The following is a 23668-nucleotide window of genomic DNA, read 5'->3' as shown; positions in this document are numbered from 1 at the left end:
TGAAAGAACTATGAAAAAACTCGTAATTGCCCTGGGGATGCTGCTAACGTTGCATACCGCTACTGCACAAACCAATGCGCAACTCGATCAACATATCCTGACCAGTAAAAAGGTGATGGACGAATTTATGGGATTGCGTTTCGGGATGTTTATCCACTGGGGCCCCATTGCGCTCAGAGGTACTGAAATAGGTTGGTCGCGCCACCGGGAAGTGCCCGCTGCCGATTATGATACCTTATATAAAGTATTTAACCCTACAAAGTTTAATGCGGAAGAATGGGTAAAAGTAGCCAGGGATGCCGGTATGAAATACCTGACCATTACGGCCAAACATCACGACGGATTTTGCCTGTGGCCATCTGCCTATACGGATTATGATATTATGTCTACCCCCTATAAAAAAGATGTGGTAGGCGCGCTGGCGAAAGCCTGCCGGAAGTATGGTATTAAATTCTGTATCTACTATTCTGTGCTGGACTGGCATTATCCTGATTATCCGGTTGACAATCCTTATGATACTACGGGCAAGGGCATACGAAAAGATGCACAGATGGATAAATATGTACAGTACATGAAAAATCAGCTCAAGGAACTGATCACTGCTTATGATCCTTACATGCTCTGGTTTGATGGCCCCTGGGAAAAACCCTGGACGGAAGCGATGGCACTCGACATGTACACCTACCTGAAAACGATTAAGAAAGATGTGATCATCAATAACCGCATTGGTAAAAAATTCTCAGGTGTGGGGATGGCCAGTACAGCAGATTTCCTGGGCGACTACGATACGCCCGAACAACGCATTGGCGGCCTGGATATGAACACACCCTGGGAATCCTGCATTACCATTGCAGATCAGTGGGCCTGGAAACCCCACGATAAAATGAAGTCGCTGAAAACCTGCATTCAAACCCTGGCAAAAACGGCGGCCGGCAATGGTAACCTCCTCTTTAATATCGGCCCTATGCCGGATGGTACGATGGAACCCGCGCAGGTAGCAAGGGTCCGGGAAATGGGCAGCTGGCTGAAAAAATACGGTGCTGCTATTTACCAGACCGCCGGTGGCCCTTATGTGCCCACAGATAATTATGCCACCACACGGAAAGGCAATAAAATTTATCTGCATGTTTTTCAAACATCCGGGCAAACATTAACGGTGCCCGCTTTCCCCGGCGTACACATTAAAAAAGCCTATGTACTCAATGGCACTACCATATCATTTAAACAAACAGCGGCAGACATTGCACTGCAACTGCCTGCCGTTTTACCTGATAGCAATGATACCGTCATTGTATTAGAGATAGATAAACCAGCGATGAGCATCGCTGTGATAAAAAAAGATAACAAAGGATGATTAAAAGCATTGCAGTAAAAGACGCAAGATTTCCACTTGCCGCAGGCGCCGGCAGTGATGCCATACATCAGAACCCTGTGTATTCCTACACCGTTACCTGCCTGTACGACGACAAAGGGAACTGCGGCACCGGCCTGGCTTTCACACTGGGCGCAGGTAATGAACTGGTGTGCGCAGCAGCAAAATTTTATGCAGAGAAACTGGTTGGAAAAGAACTGGCGGAAGTGATGGCTACATTTGGTACCTGGTTTAAAAGCATGTCGGATGAACAGCAATTCCGCTGGCTCGGCCCACATAAAGGCGTTGTACACCTGGCACTGGCCTCTGTTACCAACGCCTGTTATGATCTTTGGGCAAAACAACAACAGGTGCCTCTATGGAAACTGTTGCTGGAGCTGTCGCCGGAACAGCTGGTCAATACACTGGACCTTTCCTACCTGGAAGAAGTACTGCCCCGCGATGAAGCGATCCGCTTACTGACAGACATGGCGGTTTCAAGAAAAGAACGTGATGGTATCCTGCTCAGTGGTTATCCCGCTTACGATACTTCTGCCGGATGGTTTAATTATGCAGATGATCAACTGGAAGAAAATTGCAAACGGGCGGTAGACAAAGGCTTCCTGGCACTGAAACTTAAAGTCGGCGCTAAAAACCCGGAAACGGATATACGAAGAGCGCATATCGTGCGAAACACGGTCGGCAATAATATCAAGGTAATGGTAGATGCCAATCAGCAATGGAATCTGCCGCAGGCAATAGCTGTCAGCAAAAAGCTGGCGGATATCCGTCCTTACTGGATAGAAGAACCCACGCATCCTGATGATGTGCTCGCCCATAAAATACTGGCTGATGCCATAAACCCGATGAAACTGGCGCTGGGAGAACATGTACCAAACAGGGTAGTCTTTAAAAACTATCTACAAACCGGCTGCGCGGGATTTATCCAGGTAGATGCCGTAAGGGTTGGAGGCGTGAGCGAGTTCCTGACGGTAAGCCTGTTGTGCAAAAAATTCGGGGTGCCGGTAGTACCGCATGTAGGCGATATGGGGCAACTGCATCAGCATCTCGTGTTATTCAATCATATCGGCATGGGACATGAAGCCCTGTTTCTCGAACATATTCCGCACCTGCGTACGCATTTTGAGCAACCTGCTATCATTGCTGACGGCTTTTATAAAACACCTGAGCTGCCGGGCAGCAGCTGTGATTTAATAGCAGATAAAAATATTGCCCGATGATTTCTACCATTGATACCGTCATCAGTATTTGTTATGTAGCCTTTATTGTGCTGCTGGGGTTTTGGGCAGGGTTATCCGGGAAAAAGAATAAAAGCCAGAGCAGTGAATATTTTCTTGCCGGTAAATCACTCCGCTGGCCCATGATAGGCATGGCATTATTTGCTACCAACATTTCCTGCCTTCACCTGGTAAGCCTTGCACAGAGTGGTTTTGACACCGGTTTGCTCAGCGGGAATTTTGAGTGGATGGCTTCTTTTACCTTAATATTGCTGGCGGTTTTCTTTGTTCCTTTTTATATCCGCTCCGGGGTAGCTACTTTACCTGATTTCCTGGAACGACGGTATAACCGCGCCTGCCGCGACTGGCTGGCTATTGTTTCCGTCGTATCGGCTATTATCATCCACATCGCTTTTTCTTTTCTGGCCGGAGGTATTGTACTCGAAACTCTGTTTGGCATCCATATGTTTACCAGTATTATTATCATTGCCGTTGTTACCGGTGCCTACACTATTATCGGGGGATTACGCGCGGTAGTGGTAACCGAATCGGTACAAACGGTGGTATTGCTCACAGGCGCCACCATCATCACGGTGTTGTCGTGGGTAAAAGTAGGCGGCTGGCAACCAATGGTACAGATATTACAGGAGCATCAGCAAATGGATAAGCTGTCGATGTTGCGCCCTTCGGGCGATGCCAGCCAACTCCCGTGGTACGCGGTTTTCCTGGGATACCCCGTGCTGGGTATCTGGTACTGGTGTGCCGATCAAACCATTGTACAACGGGTGCTGGGTGCTAAAGATGAAAACCAGGCACGCACCGGTGTTTTGTTCTGCGGTTTTATTAAAATCCTGCCCGTTTTTATCTTCATACTACCAGGATTATTTGCCTATGTCTTATATAAACAGGGCGCACTGGACCTGAGCGGGTTACCACAAATTACTGCCGATGGCCAGCCGGGATTAAATACAAAAGGCATTTATTCCCTGATGATTACAAAACTGGTGCCTTCCGGTTTGGTGGGAATATTGGTAGCGGCCTTGCTATCAGGATTAATGAGCCAGATTTCCGGCGCACTGAATGCGATTGCCACACTGGTGAGCTACGATCTGTACAAGCGGTTTAAACCGGCTGCGAGCGACAAACAGATGATAAAGACCGGCCGTATAGCAGCCACCCTGGCTTCATTGATGTCCATAGCTTTACTGCCATTGCTAAACCAGTATGAAAGTCTGTTTAACGGTATCAATGATATCATTGCACATATTGCGCCTCCTATAACCTGTGTATTTCTGCTGGGTGTATTCTGGAAGAAAGCTTCTGCTACAGCGGCGCAATATACGCTGTGGTGTGGTTCTGCACTGGGGGCGGTTGTTTACACTATCAATAAAATATTCCCTGGCTCCGTGATAGGCACCATTCCTTTTATGATGATGGCCTTTTATCTTTTCTGCGCATGTACATTACTGCTGGTGGTATTATCGTATGCCTATCCTGTGGTACATACCGAAGTAAGCAATAAGCTCTATTGGTCGCATCCTTTAGCCGCCCTGCGCGTAAAAGGATGGCCGGGTATGGCGAACTATAAAGTATTATCGGCTGCATTATTGCTGACGATGGTTGTGTTATACTGGTTTTTCAGATAAAAATAAATGCATGAAAAAGTTCTTATTTGTGGTAGTGGTGTTGGGTACAATGAGCTGTTTATCTCCCCGTCAGGAAAAAGAGAAAGTGCAGCGATACGGCACCATAACCGGTCTCAAACCGGACAAAATAGGTTATTACAAGTCACTGCATGCACAGCCGTGGCCGGCTGTATTGCAGCGGCTGAAGGAATGTAATGTGCATAACTATTCTATCTACCTGCGCCAGATAGATTCCGCCTGGTATCTTTTCAGTTATTTTGAATATACCGGTAAAGATTTTTCAGCAGATATGAAAAAGATGGCAGCGGATACTGCTACGCAGCGTTGGTGGAAAGAAACGGCGCCCTGCCAGTTGCCATTACCGGATGCACTACAAAAAAATGAAACATGGTCGCCCCTGGAAGAGGTGTTTCATACAGATTGAACGGCTCCTTTGCTGTCTGTTGCAGCCGCGTGGCGATACGCCCGACTCTTTCTTGGTAATTATCTTCGTTTATCCCTCTACGTTGGTACACGAACAATGCTTCTCACGGTGAACCGGAATACTTTCACTATCTTTTCTATTTCTTTTATATCCAAAAATCAGCGCATCCACTTGCGGTAAAGTATACCATCATTTAACTTTTTTATGGTATTAATTGTATTTCTGATAGTATATTTTCAGTATAATAGTAATAAAGCCGGAGGAAATCACAACAGGCCCCTTTAAAAGTTAACGCTGATGAATACACTATGGAAATATCTCAGACCACACAAACGGCTGATTTTTTACTCCCTGCTTTTAGCAGGAGCCGCGCAGTTGCTGAGTCTTGTAGATCCGATTATTTTTGGAAAGATAGTAGATAACTATGCAGCGAACCCGAAAGGGCTGTCGGAAAGTGAACTGATTAACAGTGTTTTGTACTGGCTCGGATTGGCTGTGGGCATTGCTTTATTATCCAAACTATTCAAATCATTCCAGGAGTATCTCACCCGCAAAACGGTGGCGCAGTTTGGCATGCATATCTTTAATGACGGATTAAAACAAACCTTGCGGCTCTCCTTCCAGGAATTTGAGGAAAACAGGAGTGGTACTACCCTGTCTATTCTGCAAAAGGTAAAAACGGATGCAGAACGTTTTGTCAACTCATTTATCAACGTCCTGTTTTCATCCCTGGTTGGCGTCGGGTTTCTGTTGTGGTACAGCATTAATAAAAACTGGATGTTAATACCTGTATTTATCATAGGTGTTCTTGTACTTGGTTCTCTTACGGGGCTGTTATCCAGGAAGATAAAAACAGTGCAACGTTCTATCAACCGGCAAACCGATGCCCAGGCGGGTGTTATTACAGAAAGCCTGCGCAATATTGAGCTGGTAAAAAGCCTGGGGCTTACCTTTCCGGAGATCCGGCGGCTCAATGTGCAAACGCTGCAAATTTTCCAGCTGGAAATGTTCAAGGCCAGGAAGGTCAGTTTTCTTTCCTTTTTGCAGGGCACTACCTTGAACCTGTTGAAACAGTCTATCCTGTTTATTTTGCTTTGGCTCATCTTCCGAAAAATACTGAGTACAGGAGAGCTGATCGCCATGCAGTTTATTTCAACCGCTATATTCGGGCCGTTGCAGGACCTCGGCAATATGATTCTGCAATACCGCGAAGTAGATGCTTCTATCAAAAATTTTGACCGGCTCATGAACAAGCCGGTAGAGCGGCGGCCCGACAACCCGGTAGAAATTGGTCCGCTGAACAATCTACAGTTCGAGCATGTCATCTTCCGTCATAAAACAGCAGGTTATAATGCCATCGATGATATTTCCTTTACGGTAAAAACCGGGCAGACCATCGCATTTGTGGGCCCTTCAGGTTCCGGCAAGTCAACCCTGGTGAAGTTGTTGGTTGGCCTCTATGCACCGGTGAGTGGTAAAATTTATTTCAACGATACCTTCTCTACAGATATCCGGTATAATCCATTGAGGCGACAAATTGGATTTGTAACCCAGGATACCCAATTGTATGCAGGCACTATCCGGGATAATATGCTTTTTGTGAAGCCGTCGGCAACAGACGAGGAGATCAAGGAAGCACTGCGCAAAGCGTCTGCATCTGCTTTAATAGCCAAAGCTTCGCATGGTGTAAATACGATGTTGGGAGAAAATGGTATGAAGCTGTCCGGTGGTGAAAAGCAACGCATCTCTATTGCACGGGCACTGCTGCGGCAACCACGACTGCTCATTTTCGATGAGGCTACCTCTGCTTTGGATTCACTGACCGAAGAAGATATCACCCGTACGATCCGGGAAATATCTGCCAGCAGGGAACAGATGACCATCCTGATTGCTCACCGGCTGTCGACCATCATGCACGCCGATGTGATTTATGTGCTTGAAAAAGGGAAGATAGCTGAAACCGGCTCTCATGACGAGCTCCTGGTGCAGAAAGGCTTATACTATGCCATGTGGCGGCAACAGGTAGGTGAAAGAAGGTATACCGTTGCATCAAATACATGATTAAATTAATATAACGTATAAAAGTATTTTTTTATCTCCATTAAACAAAAGGGGGTATTTCATTGTCAGAATAAGGGCTTTGGGATATGTGCCAAACGGAAAACGCTCATCAATACTATAATCACTTCTTTTTGAAGATAGCTATAGAAAGAAGCTGTTTTTAAATTATCTGTTCTGAATGATACGTATCTCGCTGTTTGTTTCAATAATCTGTACAGCCATACTACTGAATGCCTGTCAGCATAAGAAAGCACCCACCCTTAAACAGGATGCTGTTGTATTAGCAGATGTAATTGTCGCTTCCCAACAGGCTATATCCAACATTGTGGAAGCCAATGGCACGGTAGTATCCAATGAATCGGTGCAGTTGCATCCCGAAGCCAGCGGCCGTATTACTTACCTGAACGTACCTGAAGGGGCGGTGGTGCGCCAGGGAACAGTCATTGCACGCATTAATGATGCAGACCTGCAGGCACAACTCGCCAAATCAAAAGTACAGCTGGATCTCGCCATCAAAACAGAAGCCCGCCTGAAAAAATTGCTGGCGATCAACGGCATTAACCAATCTGATTACGACAGCGCACTGAATCAGCTGCAAAGTATTCAAACAGATATTGCCTATTACCAGGCATTGATAGATAAAACGGTGGTGAAAGCTCCTTTCACCGGTACAGTCGGTTTGCGTCTTGTGAGTATAGGCGCCTACGTTACCCCTACAGATGTGATCGCTTCTATACAGCAGCTAAATACTTTAAAAATAGATTTTACCCTTCCGGAAGCATATGCCCCGCTGGTGCGCAAGGGGAATAGAGTCACTATCGCCATGGATATTGCAGACAGTGCCCGGCAGTCAGCAGTAATAATAGCAGTAGAGCCGCAGGCCAACACCATTACCAGGAACCTGAAAGTAAGGGCATCCCTGCAAAACACAAAAGTGAATCCCGGAAGTTTTGCAAAAGTATATGTTGATGCCGGCGCCAACAAACACGCCATCATGGTACCCACCAATGTGTTGATCCCAAATGATCAACGCAACCAGGTAGTGGTTATAAAAGGAGGCAAAGCAAAGTTCATCAGTGTGGAAACAGGCGTAAGACAAGCCAGCAATGTGGAAATTACCAACGGAATAAATCCGGGGGATACAGTGGTAGTAACAGGTGTATTGTTTGCAAAGCCCGACGCGCCACTTAAAGTAAGAAGTGTAAAAAAACTGTCTGATCTGAAATAGATCCTGGCACATGAATATATCTGAGTTGTCGCTTAAGCGGCCGGTGATGGCAACCGTCATGAACCTGGCATTAATCCTTTTCGGTCTGGTAGGATACTCCTTTCTGGCCGTAAGGGACTACCCTGCTATTGACCCGCCTGTTATTACGGTTACTACTTCCTATACCGGCGCCAATGCGGATATTATTGAAAGCCAGATCACAGAGCCACTGGAAAAACAGATAAACGGCGTACCCGGTATCCGCACCATTTCTTCTTTCAGTTCACTCGGTAGCAGCAGCATTACAGTAGAGTTCAACCTCGGTATCGACCTGGAAGCCGCTGCCAGTGATGTACGCGATAAAGTAAGTCAGGCCAGCCGCAATCTGCCACAGGATATTGATGCGCCACCGGTAGTTACAAAAGCAGATGCCAACGCTGATTTTATTCTGATCATGGCTGTGCAAAGCCACACCAAAAGCCTCATGGAACTGAGCGACTATGCAGAAAATGTGTTGCAGCAGCAGTTCCAGACCATCAACAACGTCAGCTCCATTACCATACTCGGGCAAAAACGCTATGCCATGCGCCTGTGGATGAACCCCGATAAAATGAGTGCTTACAACGTCGCATTTACAGATATCACCACCGCATTGGCAAATGAAAATGTGGATCTGCCTCCCGGAAAAATTTACGGTAACAATACAGAGCTTACAATCCGCACATTGGGACGGCTAACAACCGAGCAACAATTCCGCGATCTTATTATCCGGGAAGACAGTACCGGCATTATACGGTTGTCTGATGTAGCACGGGTAGAGCTGGGCCCTGAAGTATATGAGCAAAGCTGGAAGTACAATGGCGTATATGCCGTAGGTATCGCCATCATTCCCCAACCCAGTGCCAATAATATCCAGATTGCGAATGATTTCAATGAGCGGTTAAAACAAATAGAAAAATCAAATAAAGAAGATATCCAGTTCCGCGTATTAGTGGATAATACCCGCAACATACGCCTGTCACTGAAAGAAGTACAGGAAACATTACTGATCGCTTTTAGTCTGGTCGTGCTGGTGATCTTCCTCTTTTTCCGTAACTGGCTGATCGCCGTGCGGCCATTGATAGATATACCTATTTCACTGGTGGCAACTTTTTTTGTGATGTATGTAGCCGGCTTTACGGTGAACATATTAACCTTGCTGGGTATCGTACTGGCAACAGGGCTGGTAGTGGATGACGGTATTGTAGTAACAGAAAATATATTCCGGAAACTGGAAGAAGGATTGCTTATTCATCAAGCGGCGCTGGAAGGCAGCAAGGAAATATTTTTCGCTGTTATATCTACTTCTATTACACTGGCGGTGGTATTTCTGCCGGTAATTTTTTTACAGGGATTTGTGGGCCGCCTGTTCCGCGAATTTGGCGTGGTACTGGCTTCCGCCGTATTGATCTCTTCTTTTGTATCACTAACGATAACGCCTGTATTAAATGTAGTGTTGAACAGAAAGAATGCACAGCATGGCTGGTTCTATGTAAAAACAGAACCTTTCTTTACAGGGATGGAAAAGGGTTACAAACGCCTGCTGGAAAATTTTATGAAGATAAGATGGACCGCCTGGCTGATCATTGGCATCTGCGGGGTAGTCATCCTGTTAACCATTACCAGTCTGAAAAGCGAAATAGCACCGTTGGAAGACAGGAACAGTATCCGTTTCAGCGTTTCTGCTGCGGAAGGTACCAGCTATAGTCATATGCTGGGTCTTACAGACAGGATAGCAGCATATCTCTACGACTCCGTACCTGAAAGGGATTTTGTTTTCACCAGAACACCCAGCGGCGCCGGTGGCGCCGTCAATGCAGCACAGCCGAGAATCGGCCTGGTTGATCCTTCCCTGCGCAGCCGCAGTCAGAATGATATTGCCAATGACCTGCAGAAGAAACTGGGTCGCTTCAATGAAGCCCGCATCTTTGCCGTACAGGAACAAACCATTTCAGTAGGTTCCGGCTCAAAATCATCCGCACCGGTGCAGTTCGTATTGCAAAACCTCGATCTGAATAAACTGAAGGAAGCCATTCCTAAATTCCTCAACGCCGCCCGTGATGATAAAACCTTTACGAATGTAGATGTGGACTTAAAATTCAATAAGCCCGAAGTGCAGTTATCAGTAGACCGTACCAAGTCCAAAGACCTGGGCTTGTCTACCGCAGATGTAATAGGTGCCGCGCAATCGGCTTTTAGTGGCGGCAGAATGGCTTATTTCATCATGAATGGATATCAATACCAGGTATTGGGCCAGGTGGAAAGAACAGACAGGAATAAGCCCGCAGACATAGAGAAGCTATATGTAAGAAGCAGCAGCGGCAACCTCATTCCGCTGGATGCGGTGGTAAACCTGGATGAGAGCAGCAGTCCGGCTATCCTGTATCATTACAACCGGTATAAGTCTGCCACTATTTCCGCTGCACTGGCGCCGGGTAATACCATTGGCGATGGTATCAAAGTGATGCAGGCCATAGCCAATAAAGTACTGGACCCTACCTTCCATACTTCACTGGCCGGTTCTTCCAGGGATTATGCAGAGAGTTCTTCCAATACAGCCTTTGCATTCGGCCTGGCACTCATCTTGATTTATCTCATCCTCGCCGCACAGTTCGAGAGCTTTATCGACCCGCTTACCATTATGCTGACCGTACCGCTGGCATTGGCAGGTGCGCTGTTAAGCCTGTGGATATTCGGACAAACACTCAATATATTTTCAGAGATAGGCATGATTATGCTGATCGGACTGGTAACAAAAAACGGTATCCTGATTGTAGAATTTACCAATCAGAAACGGGCACAAGGTATACCTAAAACAGAAGCCGTTATAGAAGCCGCCGCACAACGATTGCGGCCTATCCTCATGACCAGCCTGGCCACTTCCCTGGGAGCGTTGCCCATTGCATTAAGTCTTGGTGCAGCGGCATCCAGCCGGGTACCGCTCGGCATTGTAGTGGTAGGCGGCATTTTATTTTCTTTGATACTAACACTACTGGTAATACCTGCGGTATATACTTTCATCTCCGGTAAACATAAAGGCGTGACTACAACAACGCCGCAGTAACCAGTGGCTGCAATAACTACAGCTATGATGAAGAAAACTTTATTCCTGTTACTGCTACCCCTTGCCGGGATAGCGCAACAGCAACAACTGGATCTGCCGCAGGCTATCCGCATCGCATTAAAAAACAGCCTCGATATACAACTCGCAAAGAACGACCTGGAAGCCAACACCATCTTTAATAATTATGGCGTAGCTGGCGGCCTGCCACTAGTACAAGCTACCGGTACCGATGTGGCGCAAAGCAGCAACGTAAATCAGAAGTTGAGCACAGGCACCATCATCAAACGCAACGGCTCTTCTACCAATACGCTCAACACCGGTGTTGGTGCCAGTGTGTTGGTATACAATGGTCAGCGTATTGTAGCTACCAAAAAAAGACTCGCCACCCTGGAACAAATGAGTAAAAAAGACCTCGACTCCATGATCATTAATGTTGTAGCCAATGTAGAACTAACCTACTACGATATTGTACGCCAGCAAAGCTATGCCGCCACCCTGCAGAAATCTATTGATGTATCACAACAAAAACTGGATATCGTAAAAGCCAAAAGGGACGTCGGCATGTCCAATGATGCGGATCTTTTTCAGGCGCAGGTAGATATCAATACACAACAACAGGCATTACAGTCGCAACAACTGGTCATCAACCAGGATAAGACGGCCTTATTACGCCTGTTAACACTCAACCCCGATTCCAGTATACAGATAAGAGATACCATCATCGTCGACAGAAAACTAAGCCTGGACACGGTACTCAGCTCCCTGCAATTACACAACCCGCGTCTGCTCGCAGCAGACCTTCAGATAAAGGTGAACGAATTAACAGAACGGGAAACCGCAGCGCAACGCTACCCTTCCCTCAGCGTAAATGCGGGATATGATTACAACCGCACAGAAGCAGGTGCAGGCAATGTATTATTCAATCAGAACAACGGTCCTTATGTAGGTGCAGGCATTACCATCCCCATTTTTAACGGTACTATCTACAAACGACAGCAACAGGTAGCCAGTATCGCCACCTATAATGCTAAAATCGAGAAAGATATCTTCACCCGCGATTATACCGCCAACGCAGTAAAACTATGGCAGGCATACACCATCAACCTGCAACAGGTAGCAACAGCTGTGGACAACTATAATTTGTCTTACCGCCTGCTTACCCTGGTGTTGCAACGCTTCCAGCTGGGGCAAGCAACAATCATTGACGTAAAAACAGCCCAGCAAAGTTTTGAAAATGCGGGGTATCTGTTGGTCAACCTCACGTATGCCGCAAAGGCCGCAGAGATACAGTTGAAGTCATTGGCGAATATGCTGGATTATTAGGGGTTAAAATTTGGTGGAGGTAAATTTTATTTATTTCAATTCCTGAATGGTGCGATTAAAACAAGCAATACCTTGAAAGCATTGGAACTGGGGGCTGAATTTCAATTCCTTTATAGTGCGATTAAAACCATCAGATGCAAATACATAAAAGTCTGGTGTTAATGTATTTCAATTCCTCTATGGTACGATTAAAACTAAGCTCTGCATCATTAAGACTGGCTAAAGATTCCAATTTCAATTCCTCAATGGTACGATTAAAACAGCAAATTGCCCGATTTAGGAGGTGACTTTTCTAGCTCATTTCAATTCCTCTATGGTACGATTAAAACGATCACATGGAGGGATAAATTCTCACCTGAACGCACATTTCAATTCCTCTATGGTACGATTAAAACTTCCGCGCTATGGGGATTCTGGCTGACAGAAACGGATTTCAATTCCTCTATGGTACGATTAAAACTGTATAGGCGTTTGCCTGTGCATTAATCGTAAAATAATTTCAATTCCTCTATGGTACGATTAAAACTAGGTAAGTGGATGGATGTGAGATCTAAATACATATTTCAATTCCTCTATGGTACGATTAAAACAAAAACCTCTTGACTTTAGAAGTCAGGGGTTTTTTCAAATTTCAATTCCTCTATGGTACGATTAAAACGTATTGGAAGAAAGGGATACAGCCTTCTTGGTTTTTAATTTCAATTCCTCTATGGTACGATTAAAACACGGCTAGCACAAGCTACCAGAGAGTTTGACAATAATTTCAATTCCTCTATGGTACGATTAAAACTGGGAATGTACGTTCCGGCGCCAGGGTTATAGCAAAATTTCAATTCCTCTATGGTACGATTAAAACCGATTGGCTATCTTATCGAGTATTTCCGCAAATGTAATTTCAATTCCTCTATGGTACGATTAAAACCCCGTAATGGGCTTGTTTGGTAAATTATTAAAATAGATTTCAATTCCTCTATGGTACGATTAAAACCTCTTCTTCTGTATACATCAATATTTATTTGCGACATTTCAATTCCTCTATGGTACGATTAAAACTAATCGGCCACTCAGGGTAAGACATGCCAATTTTAATTTCAATTCCTCTATGGTACGATTAAAACCTCCACCCGTAGGGGTTTCGTAGAAGCTACGCCCTATTTCAATTCCTCTATGGTACGATTAAAACTTTATTGCCATAACAATTGGAGGTAGCTCCCCATCGCTATTTCAATTCCTCTATGGTACGATTAAAACGATCCGGTGGCGGGGTAGGCTTACTGCCTTCATCTCATTTCAATTCCTCTATGGTACGATTAAAACCGTAGGCTGGAAATCTTCAATTTCATCGGGTTTCTCCATTTCAATTCCTCTATGGTACGATTAAAACATTGATATGGTTGTAAGTGCCTGTATTTTTTATCTCATTTCAATTCCTCTATGGTACGATTAAAACCAGACAATGCACTCCACTGTTGTGCGCTCATTTATCATTTCAATTCCTCTATGGTACGATTAAAACCCAATATTTCGACCATTGTATCTACTTCCGATAACCATTTCAATTCCTCTATGGTACGATTAAAACTTAAATGAATCACTTTTTAAGTTAAACCAACCCCAATATTTCAATTCCTCTATGGTACGATTAAAACGAAAATGGAAAGGTGGAAAGATTGCCGGGTTTGTTTTATTTCAATTCCTCTATGGTACGATTAAAACCCTAATGCCATATTAAGAAACCCCATTGGAGATATTCATTTCAATTCCTCTATGGTACGATTAAAACTTTTTTGGGGGAGAGGGAAAGAGTTTAGTTTTATTTAATTTCAATTCCTCTATGGTACGATTAAAACAACTTCAGCTCACTGATCATTTTGGGTTGGAGCATTATTTCAATTCCTCTATGGTACGATTAAAACATGGAATTGCGGTTGTTGCCGGTGATCGGATACTTGATTTCAATTCCTCTATGGTACGATTAAAACCTGAGGTAAAGATATATCCGCTGGCAGATTCATTTTTCATTTCAATTCCTCTATGGTACGATTAAAACGCATATTTGTTCGGTCGATGGATGCCCTAACCAATATATTTCAATTCCTCTATGGTACGATTAAAACTCGGGTCTGTTACTGGTGCTTCTGTTGGCTATACTTATTTCAATTCCTCTATGGTACGATTAAAACTGTGCATCTTCTTTCGAAAGAGGGCGTTTACTGCACAATTTCAATTCCTCTATGGTACGATTAAAACAGGGCTGTACGTTAATGCAGTATCTATGTTTCGCCCATTTCAATTCCTCTATGGTACGATTAAAACTTGTTTAACGTGCATATATGTTTGTAGTTTGAAGTTTATTTCAATTCCTCTATGGTACGATTAAAACCCAGATGGTATTCAGATTTCAATATAAACGCATTAGATTTCAATTCCTCTATGGTACGATTAAAACTAATAATAACTCCGCTTCTCCTGTCCATCCTTATATATTTCAATTCCTCTATGGTACGATTAAAACCATGCTCTTATCTTTAACGCGGATACTACAAGTATATTTCAATTCCTCTATGGTACGATTAAAACACAGGTAAGCAACGGCTCAACGGCCTTAGAAAACCCGATTTCAATTCCTCTATGGTACGATTAAAACCATTGAGAGTAATGTAATATCCTTTGTGCCACACCGATTTCAATTCCTCTATGGTACGATTAAAACTTTGCTCGCAATCAAGCCTTTTTAGTCGAAACAAGATTTCAATTCCTCTATGGTACGATTAAAACTTGTGAATATGCAGAAGCAGGAGAGTACCCGGCCCATTTCAATTCCTCTATGGTACGATTAAAACAAAGGTCCTGCTGTGGATATACCGGTAGGTTCTCTATTTCAATTCCTCTATGGTACGATTAAAACTGCTGCTATGCATGCTCCTAATCTTGCAACCGCTATATTTCAATTCCTCTATGGTACGATTAAAACGAGTGTGTGCCTGGAGATTCTTATTCTCTTAGCTGATTTCAATTCCTCTATGGTACGATTAAAACTTTTCGAAACTACGCCAGCCCTAAATGCAACATTCATATTTCAATTCCTCTATGGTACGATTAAAACCATTTCGGACTTTATAAGCTCCGCGTCTTCGTGTAATTTCAATTCCTCTATGGTACGATTAAAACAGCTAAATTCCGATCGGGACTGGATTACATAATGGTATTTCAATTCCTCTATGGTACGATTAAAACAATGTTCACCTACTTATATCATTCATCTATTGCCGGATTTCAATTCCTCTATGGTACGATTAAAACAATAGCAATATCCTTCCGGTACAGATTTGGGGAATTCCATTTCAATTCCTCTATGGTACGATTAAAACATAAGGTTATCGCCTGCTATATCCGTCTTGTTAGGCAATTTCAATTCCTCTATGGTACGATTAAAACAGCAGGCTTACCGGTTCGGTACGCTCATCGACTGCAATTTCAATTCCTCTATGGTACGATTAAAACGGCGATGGAACTGGATCTAACAGTTTACCTTCCAAGATTTCAATTCCTCTATGGTACGATTAAAACTATGCTGTTGTTATAAGCAAGCGGGCCGAAGAACTACATTTCAATTCCTCTATGGTACGATTAAAACTAAAATTGGCAAGGACAAACTAACAACGATTAACGTATTTCAATTCCTCTATGGTACGATTAAAACTGCACTGATTCTTCTTCTACAACGGATTTAAAAAGATTTCAATTCCTCTATGGTACGATTAAAACTAAAATTGGCAAGGACAAACTAACAACGATTAACGTATTTCAATTCCTCTATGGTACGATTAAAACTGCACTGATTCTTCTTCTACAACGGATTTAAAAAGATTTCAATTCCTCTATGGTACGATTAAAACCCAATAGCGGGCCTGAACATCGAACTCGGAACCTCGATATTTCAATTCCTCTATGGTACGATTAAAACCTCTAACTGCTAAAGGCTTTATGTCTCTAAAAAAATCATTTCAATTCCTCTATGGTACGATTAAAACTTCGATCAAAATGACACGTCCTAAGAAAAACGTGTTATTTCAATTCCTCTATGGTACGATTAAAACGGATTAGTATCCATATTTTGGTCGCGGTAGTAATCTATTTCAATTCCTCTATGGTACGATTAAAACCATTAATTGCAAGCTCTCCCGACGCGTTTATTGTATTATTTCAATTCCTCTATGGTACGATTAAAACTCCCAACGCATCAGCCAACTCCTTAAGTGTATCCATATTTCAATTCCTCTATGGTACGATTAAAACGCCCGCTGTGTCAGCACCCTGGAACAACTAAGTGCTGCATTTCAATTCCTCTATGGTACGATTAAAACAGAAAATGTACGGTCAACAACGTGCTGATGCACAATCATTTCAATTCCTCTATGGTACGATTAAAACTGAAATATAAATCTCCCCGAATAGGCTCTTTCTCCCCATTTCAATTCCTCTATGGTACGATTAAAACCTCGGATAGCTGGATAACAAAAACTTGCCCTGGATCCCATTTCAATTCCTCTATGGTACGATTAAAACTTCAAACCTAAAAGGAACGTTTTTGATCTATCTCAATTTCAATTCCTCTATGGTACGATTAAAACAAAACGATTTCAAGCTCGTCCGCTTCTTCACTTGAAATTTCAATTCCTCTATGGTACGATTAAAACGGCGGTATAAAATGATTCTGCCACACGCGCATCTCATTTCAATTCCTCTATGGTACGATTAAAACATACTACGAGCGTCAACTGGACCAGATGTTAAATAAATTTCAATTCCTCTATGGTACGATTAAAACATTGTTTTGGAGGTTCAAGCAATAGCGCCCAATGGGATTTCAATTCCTCTATGGTACGATTAAAACGCCTTTCCGGAGTGTTCCTTGATGAAATGCCAATACAATTTCAATTCCTCTATGGTACGATTAAAACATGCTACAGAGAAACAAACAAGGCTTAACGAAGAATATTTCAATTCCTCTATGGTACGATTAAAACTCGTTAAGCTTAATGTTAAGGGTATCGACTTCTGCCATTTCAATTCCTCTATGGTACGATTAAAACTTTTTTGGAATAAAAACAAAGAGTTTAGTTTTATTTAATTTCAATTCCTCTATGGTACGATTAAAACGCCTGATCCCGTTGCATCACCTGTTGCCGTTATGGTTATTTCAATTCCTCTATGGTACGATTAAAACCGCATTAAAGCGCATAGCAGGAGTACCTTCAGCCATATTTCAATTCCTCTATGGTACGATTAAAACGTCCCGTCCGGGCAAAAACGTCTTCGACCTAAGTCAATTTCAATTCCTCTATGGTACGATTAAAACAAAGCTATAAAACTGACAGAAAAGGAAAGGGAACTTTTATTTCAATTCCTCTATGGTACGATTAAAACTGCAGCTTATCAAAAAGTCTATCAGGATTATTATCGATTTCAATTCCTCTATGGTACGATTAAAACACCTCTAAAGCTGCTGCTCAAGCTACTTCTATCAAATTTCAATTCCTCTATGGTACGATTAACCCCCCCCACAATTGGGGAAATTAATAGGGGACCTTCTTATTTCAATTCCTCTATGGTACGATTAAAACCAAAAATTGTAGTGAAGCGTAGCGAAACGAAAAAAAATTTCAATTCCTCTATGGTACGATTAAAACCGCTGTAGAGCGAGGCGTCCATTTCAGCTAAGAAGGATTTCAATTCCTCTATGGTACGATTAAAACGTGATATATTTAACGCTTCGGCAATATCTACATCATTTCAATTCCTCTATGGTACGATTAAAACACTGCCACGCCGATAAGCGCCAGTAAAAAAGAACCACATTTCAATTCCTCTATGGTACGATTAAAACTAAGAGTAAGGCAGAAGAAAAGCGTCTGAAGGAGCATTTCAATTCCTCTATGGTACGATTAAAACAGTTACTGTTACCTGGATGCTTGCTAGTTACCTATAATTTCAATTCCTCTATGGTACGATTAAAACGCATTCCACTTTCCACGTACAGTAGTGCCATTGGTCAATTTCAATTCCTCTATGGTACGATTAAAACTATACTGGCAACGCGCTTCTGCGAATTTGTTATATCATTTCAATTCCTCTATGGTACGATTAAAACCGCTCGCTGTAACAATTACCTGCATTGCTTCACCTCTTATTTCAATTCCTCTATGGTACGATTAAAACGCTACGGAGGTCCGCGCTACTGAGGTCCGCGCCCTCTCATTTCAATTCCTCTATGGTACGATTAAAACCTTCCCTGCATGCGGCCCGATCTTCGATTAATATCTATTTCAATTCCTCTATGGTACGATTAAAACAACAAAACTCACTCTATAATTACAAAATATTATCTAATTTCAATTCCTCTATGGTACGATTAAAACCAGCACTATTAACACCAATACCGGCATGGTCGGAAGATTTCAATTCCTCTATGGTACGATTAAAACCATTCCACTTTCCACGTACAGTAGTGCCATTGGTCAATTTCAATTCCTCTATGGTACGATTAAAACGTTGATAGGGCAATCGAATCGCTTGCAAAAGATGGCCATTTCAATTCCTCTATGGTACGATTAAAACCCTGGGTTGCAGCTACGAACATAGTCCCGGAAAACGATTTCAATTCCTCTATGGTACGATTAAAACTCGGCACCGCTATCACCGACGCCGTAGGGATTACCCATTTCAATTCCTCTATGGTACGATTAAAACCCAGTAGACACCGGTTTTTCGTGTCGGTTACCACCGCATTTCAATTCCTCTATGGTACGATTAAAACTCAGAGACGCCGCCAATCGAATCCTTACAGTCCTGATTTCAATTCCTCTATGAAAATCATAATTACCTCTTTCATTTTTAAACCCACAAACAACCGGAGACAGAGGTTGTAATACCAACTTCTGCATACCATCATTATCCTTTGTTTCGGGAATAAAAACAGGTGACAACACCTCTACCCGCGAAACGAAGAATACGGTCCTACTTCGACGATCAGCAATCTCTATTTCCTGATGAAGAAACAACCCCTTTATAAAATTTTCTGCTGCCTGGGGTAAATAGAATGAAATGATCAATTCTGCCTCACAAGACAATAAACATAAGCGATCCCCATTTATTTTAAATGGCGATTTTATATCAGAACAGGAAAACAACTTAAAGGACTTTAATGAATCCGGCTGCGAATATCCTCTGTCATGGAGGAAAGCAGCATATTGCTCATCCGCACGATCCAAAATCTTATAAATAACCGCTGAAAGTGGGTACTGATAATTTATAGGAATCAAATTTCCTGGTTGGGACGTGGTAATTACGATTTTAAACCTCATAGGGATTACTGCTTCATGACGGTATAGGTAACGATCCAAAAAGTAAGAATAATTTCCAATTTATCGAGAAACAAATATAAAACACGTAGAAATACGGTGTATTAAAAGTGTTTATACTTATTAAAGTAAATCAACATGTGCATATAATCCACCTCCCCAACAAACAATTTTAAAAACACCTCCCCACTAGTTATACCACCCCATCACAATTGTATAGATATAACAAACGAACTACCAACATATGGCTGTATTAGCAATGGATCTGGGAGGCACCAAACTGGCCGTGGCTGTCTTCTCCCCAACAGGGATACTGTTATCAAACGAGGTGGTTGAACTGGATAACCGGCAAGGAAATGCTGTAGGGGCGTTGATTACAGGAATGGCGCAGCAGGCGATAGCGGCGCAGCAAGCCACGGATATGCCGGTACAGGCAATCGGGATCTCTGTTCCCGGTATCAATCATCAGAAAGAAGGTACCGTATGGGCTCCGAACATTCCTGGCTGGGATGCGTACCCTTTATTAAAGGAAGTGAAACAGGTAAGCGGAAACATTCCTGTTATTATTGAAAGCGATCGTGCCTGTTATGTATTGGGAGAGCAATGGCAGGGAAATGCGCATGGATGTAAGGATGTTATTTTCCTGGCTGTCGGCACCGGTATAGGTGCTGGTATATTAGTGAATGGAAAGGTATTGCGCGGTGCGCATGATATTGCAGGTGCTATTGGCTGGATGGCACTGCAACAGCCTTTCCGCAGCCAATATGTTGATTGTGGTTGTTTTGAATACCATGCCTCCGGTGAAGGGATAGCAAAAGTAGTGAAGGCGTTGCTGGCAGCGGAGCCTTCCTACAATGGCGTGTTGCGGCAACAGCCAGTTGAACAGATCAGTGCCCGTGACGTATTTGCGGCGTATGATAAAAAAGATGTACTGGCTACTACCGTGATTCAGTCGTGCATAACGTACTGGGGTATGGCAGTCGCCAATCTTGTCAGTCTTTTCAATCCTCAAAAAATAATTTTCGGCGGCGGCGTATTTGGTCCGGCTACTGCATTGATTCCGGCTATTAAAGCAGAAGCATTGAAGTGGGCGCAGCCCATCAGTATGCAACTGGTAAGTGTGGAAGCGACCGCACTCAATGGCAGTGCAGGCATTTATGGCGCAGGATTCCTGGCATTACAAGAAAGCAGACCTTCTTAACGGATACTATGAATAAACATAAAATGGTTTTCGCCGGGGCTTGTGTGGGCATGCTGCTGTTTGGTATAGGGCTCATCACGCTGGGTGCTGTAGTGCCTGAACTCAAAGAAAAGTTTCAGCTGAATGATATGGCTGCCGGTGCCATGTTCTCCATACTCCCGCTGGGTATTTTAACCGGATCGCTCGTATTCGGTCCCTGCTGCGATCTGTACGGCTACAAGCTGATGCTGGTACTTTCCGGTATCCTGATGTTCATTGGTTTTGAAGGTATCGCTTACGCACCAACGTTGCTGCTTTTAAAAGTATGTATTTATCTTTTCGGATTGGGTAGTGGCGCTATCAACGGCGCTACCAATGCAGTAGTGGCAGATATAAGCAGTAAGGACAAAGGTGCTGACCTGAGTTTACTGGGTGTCTTTTTCGGTATTGGTGCGTTGGGTATGCCCGTTGTATTAGGGGTGCTGGAAAACCGTTTTCCTGTTCAAAGTATTGTAGCTGGTGTGGGTGGTCTGGCACTGGCAGCAGCCCTGTTGTTTGCGCTGATCCGTTTCCCGCCACCTAAACAGGCGCAGGGATTTCCAATTGTGCGCAGCCTGCAACTTATTAACGACAAGGTGTTGCTACTCATCGCATTTTTTCTTTTTTGCCAGAGTAGCTTTGAAGCGATCATCAATAACTGGACGACCACCTATCTCATGAAACGGTTATCGGTGGCACCCGGCGAAGCCCTGTATGCGCTCTCCTTATATGTAGCCGGCATGACGGTGATGCGGTTGCTGACAGGCAGTATCTTCCGCACTGTCTCCATAAAAAAAATATTGTTTGCCTCCTTTATCATGCTCTTTTGTGGTAGTGTGTTACTGGCAATGGCGCATTCATTTGTATTGGCTGCAGCCGGGCTAATACTCCTGGGTGCGGGTCTGGCCGGAGGTTTCCCGGTGATGCTGGGTATTGTAGGACACCGGTATACAGATCTCTCTGCGACTGCCTTCAGCTTTGTATTGGTGATTGCCTTACTGGGCAATACACTGGTAAATTACAGCATGGGCGTAATCATACAACACTACGGCATTCAGCAGCTCACCAATGTAGCATTGGGCGAGGTGACCATTATGTTTCTATTAAGTCTGCTTATACTAAAAAAGAAATAACCTCCTAAAACGAATAGCATATGTTAGCAAAACAATGGCTGGATAATGCCAGGAATGTAATGACCCGCATCGAGGAAACACAGATGGATAACATCCGTAAAGCAGCCGAAGTAATGGCGGCGTCCATTGAATGCGGCCGGTGGGTACACACTTTTGGTTGCGGGCATGCCACGCTGCCCATTGAAGAAATGTATCCCCGCATCGGTGGCTTTGTGGGCTTTCATCCCATGATAGAGTTGCCGCTTACTTTCTTTACCCGTATCACCGGGGAAATGGGTGTACATCAGTTTGTATTCCTGGAACGGGTGGAAGGATACGGCGTAGAGATCATGAAGGGATATAATTTCGACAAACGGGATACCATGTGGCTCTTCTCTCATTCCGGTATCAACAACGTGAATATAGATGTAGCTATTGAAGCACGCAAGCACGGAATGAAAGTGATTGCATTCGGATCTGCTGCTGAAGCGCAGGGCAAACAAACCCGTCATTCCAGTGGCAAAACTATTTTTGATGTAGCGGATATTGTGGTAGATACCTGCGCTCCTATCGGGGATGCATCGGTAACGCTGCAACATCACCAGGATAAAATAGGTCCCGTTTCTACTATGGCATTCATTACCTGTGTATGGATGACCGTTACCACAGTGGCAGAAATACTGGCCGACAAAGGCGTTAAACTGCACATCCACCCTTCGCATAATGTACCGGGCGATGATACGGCCAAACAACGGCTGGAAGCTGCCTTGACCGCTTATAAAGAAAGGATTGCAGGCGTATAGTTTATTATTTTGTTGCCCGCGGCAGCAGGCGCTTATTGCAAATGCTGCCGCGCCCAGGCAATCATCAATTCATTTTTGTCAGCATGCCAGGCCTTTTTATATAGTTCTCTCACAACTTCCAGCCACCTGACTTTCTTGTTATCCTTATTTCCCACAGGTTCTTTGCCACCATTGGCTATATAATCTTCGCGGCTGGTGCTCACAATTCTGGCGTACTGCCCTGTCTGCGGTTTGATATCATCGTTCGTCAGGTGCAGGTAGTATTCAACCTGTTCGGGTGTTGCCGTGCTGTTCTTCGCCTGGTAAATGCTGTCACGGATATATACCGTTACGCCATCTTTAAACACATACGGTTCCTGAAAACTAACAGTATACTGATCTTCATATACCAGTCCCATTACCGGGAACTGTGCACCGGAGGCCCGTCTTACTGCATCAAAAAGCTGGTGTGTGTATTGGTAATCTACACTGTTCTTCACGGCCCAGCAGGTGGTCACGATCCACATAGCGAGTTTTTCCGGCGCAGGATTCAGCAGGTATACTTTGGCCGTTTTAGGTGCGTGTGTATAAAGATCATTACCGGTTTTATATTCGTATAGGCGTACGGGATAGCCTTCCCATCCCGGCAGTGAATCGGTTTCGGCTAGTAAGGTCTGTGCCATATAACTATGGGCAAGCAGGTCGGTTGTTTGTTGTACCAGTACCGGCAGACTATCCCGCAGGTAAGCCGCCGGAATTTCATTATCCTGTGCTGCTGCGCTCAAAGGCAGCAACAGTATACATCCGAAGAAAAATATTTTCATATTACAGCTTAAAA

At 43.8% G+C, this 23668-nt stretch carries 12 protein-coding genes and 1 CRISPR repeat array; of the genes, 11 read left to right on the top strand and 1 reads right to left on the bottom strand.

Going from position 1 to position 23668, the window contains the following annotated elements:
• The first annotated feature begins 10 nt into the window (after window positions 1-10).
• From ABQ275_RS04585 to ABQ275_RS04535, 11 genes are all read left to right on the top strand, one after another.
• A complete protein-coding gene (locus ABQ275_RS04585) occupies window positions 11-1354 on the top strand; it encodes an alpha-L-fucosidase (protein WP_349317097.1) in 1344 nt (447 codons plus the stop codon).
• Window positions 1351-2592 (top strand): enolase C-terminal domain-like protein, encoded by a 1242-nt coding sequence (locus tag ABQ275_RS04580; RefSeq protein ID WP_349317096.1) that lies wholly within the window; start codon window positions 1351-1353, stop codon window positions 2590-2592. Before ABQ275_RS04585 ends, ABQ275_RS04580 begins: the two co-directional genes overlap by 4 nt.
• Window positions 2589-4235: a sodium:solute symporter gene (locus ABQ275_RS04575; protein ID WP_349317095.1), complete on the top strand. Its 1647-nt coding sequence runs from the start codon at window positions 2589-2591 to the stop codon at window positions 4233-4235. The genes ABQ275_RS04580 and ABQ275_RS04575 overlap by 4 nt, the downstream gene beginning before the upstream one ends.
• 10 nt (window positions 4236-4245) lie before the next feature.
• A complete protein-coding gene (locus ABQ275_RS04570; RefSeq protein ID WP_349317094.1) occupies window positions 4246-4659 on the top strand; it encodes an L-rhamnose mutarotase in 414 nt (137 codons plus the stop codon).
• Window positions 4660-4956: 297 nt separating this feature from the next.
• Window positions 4957-6720 carry an ABC transporter ATP-binding protein gene (locus ABQ275_RS04565; RefSeq protein ID WP_349317093.1) on the top strand — a complete coding sequence of 588 codons (1764 nt, stop codon included), beginning with the start codon at window positions 4957-4959 and terminating at the stop codon, window positions 6718-6720.
• Window positions 6721-6898: 178 nt separating this feature from the next.
• Window positions 6899-7948 carry an efflux RND transporter periplasmic adaptor subunit gene (locus ABQ275_RS04560; RefSeq protein WP_349317092.1) on the top strand — a complete coding sequence of 350 codons (1050 nt, stop codon included), beginning with the start codon at window positions 6899-6901 and terminating at the stop codon, window positions 7946-7948.
• A 10-nt stretch (window positions 7949-7958) separates the two neighbouring features.
• The gene (locus tag ABQ275_RS04555) at window positions 7959-11030 is read left to right on the top strand and encodes an efflux RND transporter permease subunit (protein ID WP_349317091.1); all 3072 of its coding nucleotides are present in this window, start codon (window positions 7959-7961) and stop codon (window positions 11028-11030) included.
• A gap of 24 nt (window positions 11031-11054) precedes the next feature.
• Window positions 11055-12353 carry a TolC family protein gene (locus tag ABQ275_RS04550; RefSeq protein WP_349317090.1) on the top strand — a complete coding sequence of 433 codons (1299 nt, stop codon included), beginning with the start codon at window positions 11055-11057 and terminating at the stop codon, window positions 12351-12353.
• Between the two features lie 32 nt (window positions 12354-12385).
• A CRISPR array of direct repeats spans window positions 12386-19238; the repeat unit is 30 nt; unit sequence ATTTCAATTCCTCTATGGTACGATTAAAAC.
• Window positions 19239-19961: 723 nt separating this feature from the next.
• Complete coding sequence (locus ABQ275_RS04545) at window positions 19962-20918, top strand: ROK family protein (protein WP_349317089.1); 957 nt, start codon at window positions 19962-19964, stop codon at window positions 20916-20918.
• A gap of 8 nt (window positions 20919-20926) precedes the next feature.
• Window positions 20927-22069 carry an MFS transporter gene (locus ABQ275_RS04540; protein ID WP_349317088.1) on the top strand — a complete coding sequence of 381 codons (1143 nt, stop codon included), beginning with the start codon at window positions 20927-20929 and terminating at the stop codon, window positions 22067-22069.
• A gap of 20 nt (window positions 22070-22089) precedes the next feature.
• Window positions 22090-22851 carry a sugar isomerase domain-containing protein gene (locus ABQ275_RS04535; protein WP_349317087.1) on the top strand — a complete coding sequence of 254 codons (762 nt, stop codon included), beginning with the start codon at window positions 22090-22092 and terminating at the stop codon, window positions 22849-22851.
• Between the two features lie 32 nt (window positions 22852-22883).
• Here the strand turns inward: ABQ275_RS04535 and ABQ275_RS04530 are convergent, their stop codons facing one another.
• Entirely contained in the window at window positions 22884-23654 is a 771-nt protein-coding gene (locus tag ABQ275_RS04530; protein ID WP_349317086.1) for a cellulase, read from the bottom strand.
• Window positions 23655-23668: the final 14 nt, after the last annotated feature.

The sequence above is a fragment of the Chitinophaga sp. MM2321 genome (genome assembly GCF_964033635.1).
Taxonomy (GTDB): Bacteria; Bacteroidota; Bacteroidia; order Chitinophagales; family Chitinophagaceae; genus Chitinophaga.
Note: the sequence above shows the minus strand (reverse complement) of the source record. Positions and strands in the feature narration are given on the sequence as shown.